This window comes from Micromonospora mangrovicola (assembly GCF_047200535.1).
Lineage (GTDB): Bacteria > Actinomycetota > Actinomycetes > Mycobacteriales > Micromonosporaceae > Micromonospora.
This window is the reverse complement of sequence record NZ_JBJZOG010000259.1, coordinates 1-594: the sequence shown is the minus strand read 5'-3', so window position 1 is coordinate 594 and position 594 is coordinate 1. Positions and strand designations below refer to the sequence as shown.

Below are 594 nucleotides of genomic sequence, written 5' to 3'. Positions count from 1 at the left end.
ACGGCCTGGATCGCCGTGGCCTTGGCAGCGATGTCACGGCGGCGGGCCCGTTTGAGGGCCGCGCTGATCTGGCTGATGCTCAGCCTGGCGGCGGCGGCCGGGTCCGGGGCCTTCGCGAGCAGTTCCAGGGTGTCGGTGGCGTCGAGGTCCTCGAAGGCGGCCAACGCGGCGGGGAAGTACTCCCGCAGCGCGTGCCGCAGCCGCTGGCCGGCGCGGGTACGTTCCCAGATCAGCGTCTTGTGCATCCGGGTGACGACCTTGACCGCTTCGGCCTCGGCGCTGTCACCGGCGACCGGGCGCAGCTGGTGCGAGTCGGTGCGCACCATGTCGGCCAGCATGTGCGCGTCCGCGGCGTCGCTCTTGGCTCCGGACAGCGCGAGGCGTTCCCGGTAGCGGGCCGCCTGCAACGGGTTGACCGCGTGCACCGTGTACCCGGCGGCGACCAGCGCCTGCACCCACGGGCCCCGATCCGTCTCGATGCCGATCTTCACCCGGGCGGCGACATCCTCGACGTCGACGTCGTCACCGAGGCACTGGCCGATCATCGCGTGCAGCCGCGTGATACCCGCGACGCCCTCGGGCAGCCGGGCCTTG

Annotated in this window: 1 protein-coding gene; it reads right to left on the bottom strand. The window is 72.6% G+C overall.

Going from position 1 to position 594, the window contains the following annotated elements; genetic code table 11:
* A partial coding sequence (locus ACL02O_RS34370) for an IS110 family transposase (RefSeq protein WP_412822350.1) occupies positions 1-594 on the bottom strand: 594 nt, incomplete at both ends.